The organism is Aliivibrio logei, assembly GCF_001691055.1.
Lineage (GTDB): Bacteria > Pseudomonadota > Gammaproteobacteria > Enterobacterales > Vibrionaceae > Aliivibrio > Aliivibrio salmonicida.
On the sequence record NZ_MAJU01000017.1, the window covers coordinates 461 to 5,964 of the forward strand.

The window sequence follows — 5,504 nt, forward strand, 5'->3', positions numbered from 1 at the left end:
CGTTTCAGAAGCTATTTTACGTTTCAATTGTTCTTTGGTTATGCCTCATTTTAGTCTGCATCAGTGTTTTCCTCGTAATATTTTCAATCCCAGTTGTGGCAAGGATATTTAGTTTATCAGTTCCAAACTTGCTGAAACCAAGTCGTTCAAATGGCGTAAAAAATGTATCTGCTTTCCATTTACTTTATCTCGCATTTTAAGAACATTTTGTTCGCTTAATTACTATCGGTAAATTAGAATCAAGGCTTATAAAATCTTGGCAGGGCAGTTCTTTACCAAGTTTGCCAAGCCGAAAGTAAGCACGCACAACAATCGCATCAACACGATTTATTACACTCGGCGTTCTGGGTTTGCCTTGGGTTTTGTGATTAAGGCGGTTCATTCAGGTTGGTTTGCATAGTAATAAACGTGTTATGCCAGCGTTATATGCTATTTGGGTTTAATTAGTTCTCATACAAGCTAAATGTTATTATAATTCAGAGTATTAATTTTATGGCGTGGGTTTATAAAATGATTGAATGGTTAAATCAAAATATTGGTTCAGATACAGCTACATACCTTGGTACATTTTTAGCAATCATTGCTTTAGTTTTTGGGGGGAATAAGATGGTTAAAAAATCCCAAAAACAAAGTGTAAAGTATGGCAACGGTATTCAGGCTGGCGGTAATGTTACAATCAATACCGATACAAAAAAGGATGACTAATGTTCGGTGATAAGCAAAAGCAAAAGCAAAATGTTGAAGCTGAAGGGACTGCGATACAGGCTGGAGGAGATGTTACTCTCACACAAAATAACGGTATGAATTTTACCGAAGTTAAAGAGTTATGCCTACTCTTTCTCCGAGATAATTTCCCAGCCTTAAGGGATGAAGCAATTAAGGCGGCTGAGGATAATGTTCGTTCTTTTTCTGAAAAGTTGGAGGCGAAAATTGTTGAGAAGTCTCAAAATATAGTATTGGAAAAATTTAAAGATCCAGACGTTCAAGCCGCCATTAATGATGCAGTACAAGCTAGTGCAAGAAAAGGCGAAAAAGCAAATGTTGAAATATTAACTAATTTGATCGCTGAGAGAGTTTCTAAAAATTCAAATGACTTTCTTAATATTGTTTTATCTGAAGCTGTATTAGTTGCTCCGAAGCTGACCAAGCAACAAATATCTTATTTATCTTTAGTTCATTTTGCGACCAGTTGTTCATTAAGTGGAATGAAACACATCGCAGGCGTTGAACCTATGTCAGTAAATGTTTTTTCTGCTATTTTAAGTGGGTTTGGTATATCAGAATCTCAAAAAAAACATCTACAATATGCAGGAACATGCTCGATTTTTAACATGTCTAAAATTGATATATATGCAGGTTGGATGAATACGTTGTATAAATATTTAGGTTATACAGATATTAATAAATTTAAATCAGATATAAAGAGTTATTGTCCATTTACTGAGCGTTTACTTAATGAGTTTGAACGCGACTCTTCTGGTGGTGAGGTTTCTTTAACAAGTGTTGGTCAAGCAATCGCTATAGCTAACCTAGCAACCATGGCTAAAGGAATGAATTATTCTATCTGGATAAAATAGTTCGCATATAACAAATGCATCAACACGATTTACTACACTCGGCATCTCAGGTTGCCGGGTGTTTCTCGTTTTAAGGTGTCAATATTAAGTATAATTGCATAGTAGTAAACGTGTTATGCAGGCGTTAAACGTACAAGGAGGTACAATGTATAAATTACGAAAACTGGAAGGTGAGCAAGATTGGCTAGATGCGGATGGAGTTAAGATTTATACCATTTCAGCAAATGAAGAACCAATCAATATGGTCGCTTTTCATCAACGACTAACAGAGGTTAAATCTGAAATAACTCTCGAATGGGATCAAACTGCTGCGTTCGTTATTTTCCATAATGGTGAAAGTTGTAAGTATTTGGTTTTAGCTTGGTGGGGTAATGATAATGAACTATTTACCTCAGTATCAGTTCAAGTTAATGGGGTTTGGGTTGTAGATCCAACTAAATATTCGTTTTGCCTTTATGATATTGAAGTTATGTGGAAGGAACGTAATATCTACATAGAAACAATAGATTGTGAAAGTCCGTCATTGGTTAAGTATCGCACTAGCCGTTAGATGTACGTTTAACAAAGCAATCAACACGATGCTATTACACTCGGCATTCGCGGTTTAGAGTGTAATTGTCTTGGTAATTCAGTCGTTCGCACGTGTTATTGCGGCGTTATGTTCTAGGCGATAGATAATGGTTATCTAAAATATTACCTTTGTTTTTATTAACTTAGAAATTAGTGACATTAATCACAGTAGTTCTTCACGATATTACAATAATGATATTTGTATATTTTGGTACAAATGGATTATTGAGGCTTAAATGCAAACTTACAACTCTTCAGGAATACGTGGTTTTGAGTTAAATTCTAATTCAATCACGGTTTGGTTTGATGAAACTGCTCGTTCAGTTAGTTATGACTACGATAGTGCGGGTAAGCAACACATTGACAGAATGAAAATCATTGCAGTATCTGGTGGTGATCTTAATTCTTACATCGATACGCATGTTAAGTTTAGATACGTCCGTGATTAACGGTTAGAGCGAACATAACAAATGCATCAACACGATTTACTACACTCGGCGTTGTCAGTTTGCCTTTAGTTTCAGTGATTAAGGCAGTAAAATTCAGTTAGGTCTGTATCGTAGCAAACGTGTTATGCAGGCGTTATACCCTAAAAGGTCAATTGAGGAAGAATATCTATGCTAAATCTGTTGAAAGTAGTTGTTATTACTAATCTATTAGCGGCTTTTATTGTATTCATTCTTTCCAAATATGTAGCCTTTTTTAACTCAACAAGCTTGATGGATTTTCTATTCTTTATCGTGATCATTATCTGGGGAATAGCTAGATTAACTTGGGATGGAAATAGCCAAAGTCGTAATTGGACGCAAGACCCAGCTTCAAATAAAACAATGAAAATGGTTTCTAATCATGATTTTGAGTCTGATTTTCATGAACAAAAAAGGCTGAATTATCAGTTTGGTTTGGTTATGTTTATCTCAGGAATCCCAGCATTCTTAGGTAGTATTTTATTATTGGTTACTTCCTAGTTTTGAGGGCGATTTTAGTACGGGTATAACAAAGCAATCAACACGATTTATTACATTCGGCGTTGTAGGTTTGTCTTTGGTTTTGGTGTTTAAGGCAGTAAAATTCAGCTAAATCGTCGTAGTAATAAACGTGTTATTGCGGCGTTACATTACTTTTATTGGGAGTATAATACGGTATTTTTGATTTTTTAATATTGTACTTGTAGATATATAAGTTATAGTTTCATTAAAGAACGTAGGAGGTATGTATGAAAATTTATTTAGACGATGAGCGTAAAACTCCTGATGGTTGGGTTCGGGCGTATTGGCCTAATGAGGTAATTTCATTACTAAAATTTGAGTATGTTACAGAGGTCAGTTTAGATCATGATTTAGGTGATGATCAACGAGGTACTGGTTATGATGTTATACTTTGGATAGAAGAAGCTATTGCTATTCATGGTTTTAAGCCACCAAAACTAAAGGTTCACTCTGCTAATATATCAGCTAGACGAAAAATGGAACTGGGTATCGAACAAATTTACCGATCTGCACACCGTTAATAAATTGTTAGGTTGTTTTATTGGCTGTTGTTGTTAGGTTTTATTTTTGAAATCAACATCTTATATTTTTGTAAGTTTGTGTTTTTTTTATTGCTCTTTATTGTCTTCTGTTTATAGTGTTGCCATACGTTAATTATTTAAATAACTTTAAATTTATATGAAGATTGAAGAAATTAAATTTATCCATGAGTACCTAGTAGAGTACTTTGCTGATAAAGAAGATCCTGTATCTCCTCCTGGTATTAAAAATGAAGAGCTACTTGATTCAGCGGTAAATCGTCCATTTATGAGTGTTGGTGGAAAAGATGCTTATGTTGGCGTTTATAACAAATCAGCCGCGTTATTTCATTCCGTAATTAATAACCATTGTTTTCATAATGGTAATAAACGAGCAGCCTTATTGTCTACAATTGTATTTATGAGCGACAATGGTCATTGGCTGACAGTACCAACAGATGATGAAATGTTTGAGTTTACCCGTAAAGCAGCAGCGCATGAGCTTGGTTGTGAACGTGATAAAGAATTGAAAGTTATTGCAGATTGGTTACAGCGTAATTCACGTCGACGAAAAAATGGCGAACGCCCATTAAAGTTTCAGCAACTGAAAGATATTTTAGCTGGATATGGTTTTGAGCTTGGTGAGTGTGACGGGCGGACAATTCCTGTGAACAAAAATGGTGCTGTTAGAGCCGCTATTTTACAAAAAGGTAGCAAAGGGAAGGAGGACTACGATAAGCAATATATTCAAAAACTTCGAAAGAAGCTTAAATTAACTCATGAATACGGTGTAGATTCTTTTAATTTTTATGGCATGGTTGGATATCGAGATAAATTACATAAGTTTATGTTTATGCGTGCTAATGTAATGCGCGAACTAGCTAAGATTTAACTTGCTAAAGCAGTCCAAAGGGCTGCTTTTTGCTATGTAGTTACAAGTAATGTAACAAATGCATCAACACGATTTACTACACTCGGCAATCTCAGTTTGCCGGGTGTTTCTCGTTTTAAGGCGTCAATTTTAAGTATAATTGCATAGTAGTAAACGTGTTATGCAGGCGTTAAACGAACTGTCTCAATGGATAATTAAGTGATACAATAGTGATACTTTGTTCTTTCGATAATGGAAACTGAATATGAAAGTTGAATTAGTCACTACATTAAAGCGTCAAGCTACTAAAATTCTTTCTGAGCTTCATGCCTCAAAAGAGCCGGTATTAATTACAGAGCATGGTCAACCATCTGCGTATTTGTTGGATGTCGATGATTATGAATTTATGCAAAAACGTATTGCCATTCTTGAAGGCATCGCCCGTGGTGAAAAAGCTATTTCAGATAATCGTGTCGTTTCTCATGAAGTAGCAAAAGAGAAGATGAATAAATGGCTGTAATTAATTGGACTGAATCAGCATTACTAGATTTAGACGAAATTGCGGAATACATAGCCATTAATAATATCTTAGCGGCTAAAGCGTTAGTTAAGTCAGTTTTTCATTGTGTTGAACGTTTGGAAGACTTTCCATTTTCAGGTCGTAATGTGCCGGAGCTTCCTCATTTAGATTATCGTGAAATAGTGTTACCGCCATGTCGTATCTTCTACAAAGTAACCAATGACGATGTTGTGTATATCCTTTACGTTATGAGAGAAGAGCGCGAGTTACGCCAATTTGTTCTTAATGACCGTGGTTTGCAGTAAGAGTTCGTTTAACAATCGCATCAACACGATTTACTACACTCGGCAATCTCAGTTTGCCGGGTGTTTCTCGTTTTAAGGTGTCAATATTAAGTATAATTGCATAGTAGTAAACGTGTTATGCAGGCGTTAGGTTTTGGTGTGCCCCACAGAATTA

General features: G+C 35.4%; 9 protein-coding genes. All 9 read left to right on the forward strand.

The genetic code is table 11. The features are described 5' to 3' along the window. Positions 1–510: 510 nt before the first annotated feature. Positions 511–705, forward strand: coding sequence for a hypothetical protein (locus tag A6E04_RS15430; protein WP_065611783.1), 195 nt, complete (start codon positions 511–513; stop codon positions 703–705). After that, entirely contained in the window at positions 705–1,577 is an 873-nt protein-coding gene (locus A6E04_RS15435; RefSeq protein WP_065611778.1) for an LPO_1073/Vpar_1526 family protein, read from the forward strand. Before A6E04_RS15430 ends, A6E04_RS15435 begins: the two co-directional genes overlap by 1 nt. 145 nt (positions 1,578–1,722) lie before the next feature. Then, positions 1,723–2,127, forward strand: coding sequence for a hypothetical protein (locus A6E04_RS15440; RefSeq protein WP_065611779.1), 405 nt, complete (start codon positions 1,723–1,725; stop codon positions 2,125–2,127). 256 nt (positions 2,128–2,383) lie between these two features. Next, complete coding sequence (locus A6E04_RS15445; RefSeq protein WP_060993032.1) at positions 2,384–2,596, forward strand: hypothetical protein; 213 nt, start codon at positions 2,384–2,386, stop codon at positions 2,594–2,596. Between the two features lie 168 nt (positions 2,597–2,764). Beyond that, on the forward strand, positions 2,765–3,115 hold the full coding sequence (locus A6E04_RS15450) for a hypothetical protein (protein WP_065611780.1): 351 nt from the start codon (positions 2,765–2,767) through the stop codon (positions 3,113–3,115). A 248-nt stretch (positions 3,116–3,363) separates the two neighbouring features. Then, entirely contained in the window at positions 3,364–3,657 is a 294-nt protein-coding gene (locus A6E04_RS15455) for a cyclic-phosphate processing receiver domain-containing protein (protein ID WP_065611781.1), read from the forward strand. 157 nt (positions 3,658–3,814) lie between these two features. Then, positions 3,815–4,546 (forward strand): type II toxin-antitoxin system death-on-curing family toxin, encoded by a 732-nt coding sequence (locus tag A6E04_RS15460; protein WP_065611782.1) that lies wholly within the window; start codon positions 3,815–3,817, stop codon positions 4,544–4,546. A gap of 244 nt (positions 4,547–4,790) precedes the next feature. Next, a complete protein-coding gene (locus A6E04_RS15465; RefSeq protein ID WP_012551865.1) occupies positions 4,791–5,045 on the forward strand; it encodes a type II toxin-antitoxin system Phd/YefM family antitoxin in 255 nt (84 codons plus the stop codon). Then, complete coding sequence (locus A6E04_RS15470) at positions 5,036–5,350, forward strand: type II toxin-antitoxin system RelE/ParE family toxin (protein WP_012551866.1); 315 nt, start codon at positions 5,036–5,038, stop codon at positions 5,348–5,350. Before A6E04_RS15465 ends, A6E04_RS15470 begins: the two co-directional genes overlap by 10 nt. Positions 5,351–5,504: the final 154 nt, after the last annotated feature.

Coding starts and splice junctions, on each gene's coding strand:
- A6E04_RS15430 (WP_065611783.1), top strand. CDS start 511: ATGATTGAATGGTTAAATCAAAATATTGGTTCAGATACAGCTACATAC.
- A6E04_RS15435 (WP_065611778.1), top strand. CDS start 705: ATGTTCGGTGATAAGCAAAAGCAAAAGCAAAATGTTGAAGCTGAAGGG.
- A6E04_RS15460 (WP_065611782.1), top strand. CDS start 3,815: ATGAAGATTGAAGAAATTAAATTTATCCATGAGTACCTAGTAGAGTAC.
- A6E04_RS15450 (WP_065611780.1), top strand. CDS start 2,765: ATGCTAAATCTGTTGAAAGTAGTTGTTATTACTAATCTATTAGCGGCT.
- A6E04_RS15445 (WP_060993032.1), top strand. CDS start 2,384: ATGCAAACTTACAACTCTTCAGGAATACGTGGTTTTGAGTTAAATTCT.
- A6E04_RS15440 (WP_065611779.1), top strand. CDS start 1,723: ATGTATAAATTACGAAAACTGGAAGGTGAGCAAGATTGGCTAGATGCG.
- A6E04_RS15470 (WP_012551866.1), top strand. CDS start 5,036: ATGGCTGTAATTAATTGGACTGAATCAGCATTACTAGATTTAGACGAA.
- A6E04_RS15455 (WP_065611781.1), top strand. CDS start 3,364: ATGAAAATTTATTTAGACGATGAGCGTAAAACTCCTGATGGTTGGGTT.
- A6E04_RS15465 (WP_012551865.1), top strand. CDS start 4,791: ATGAAAGTTGAATTAGTCACTACATTAAAGCGTCAAGCTACTAAAATT.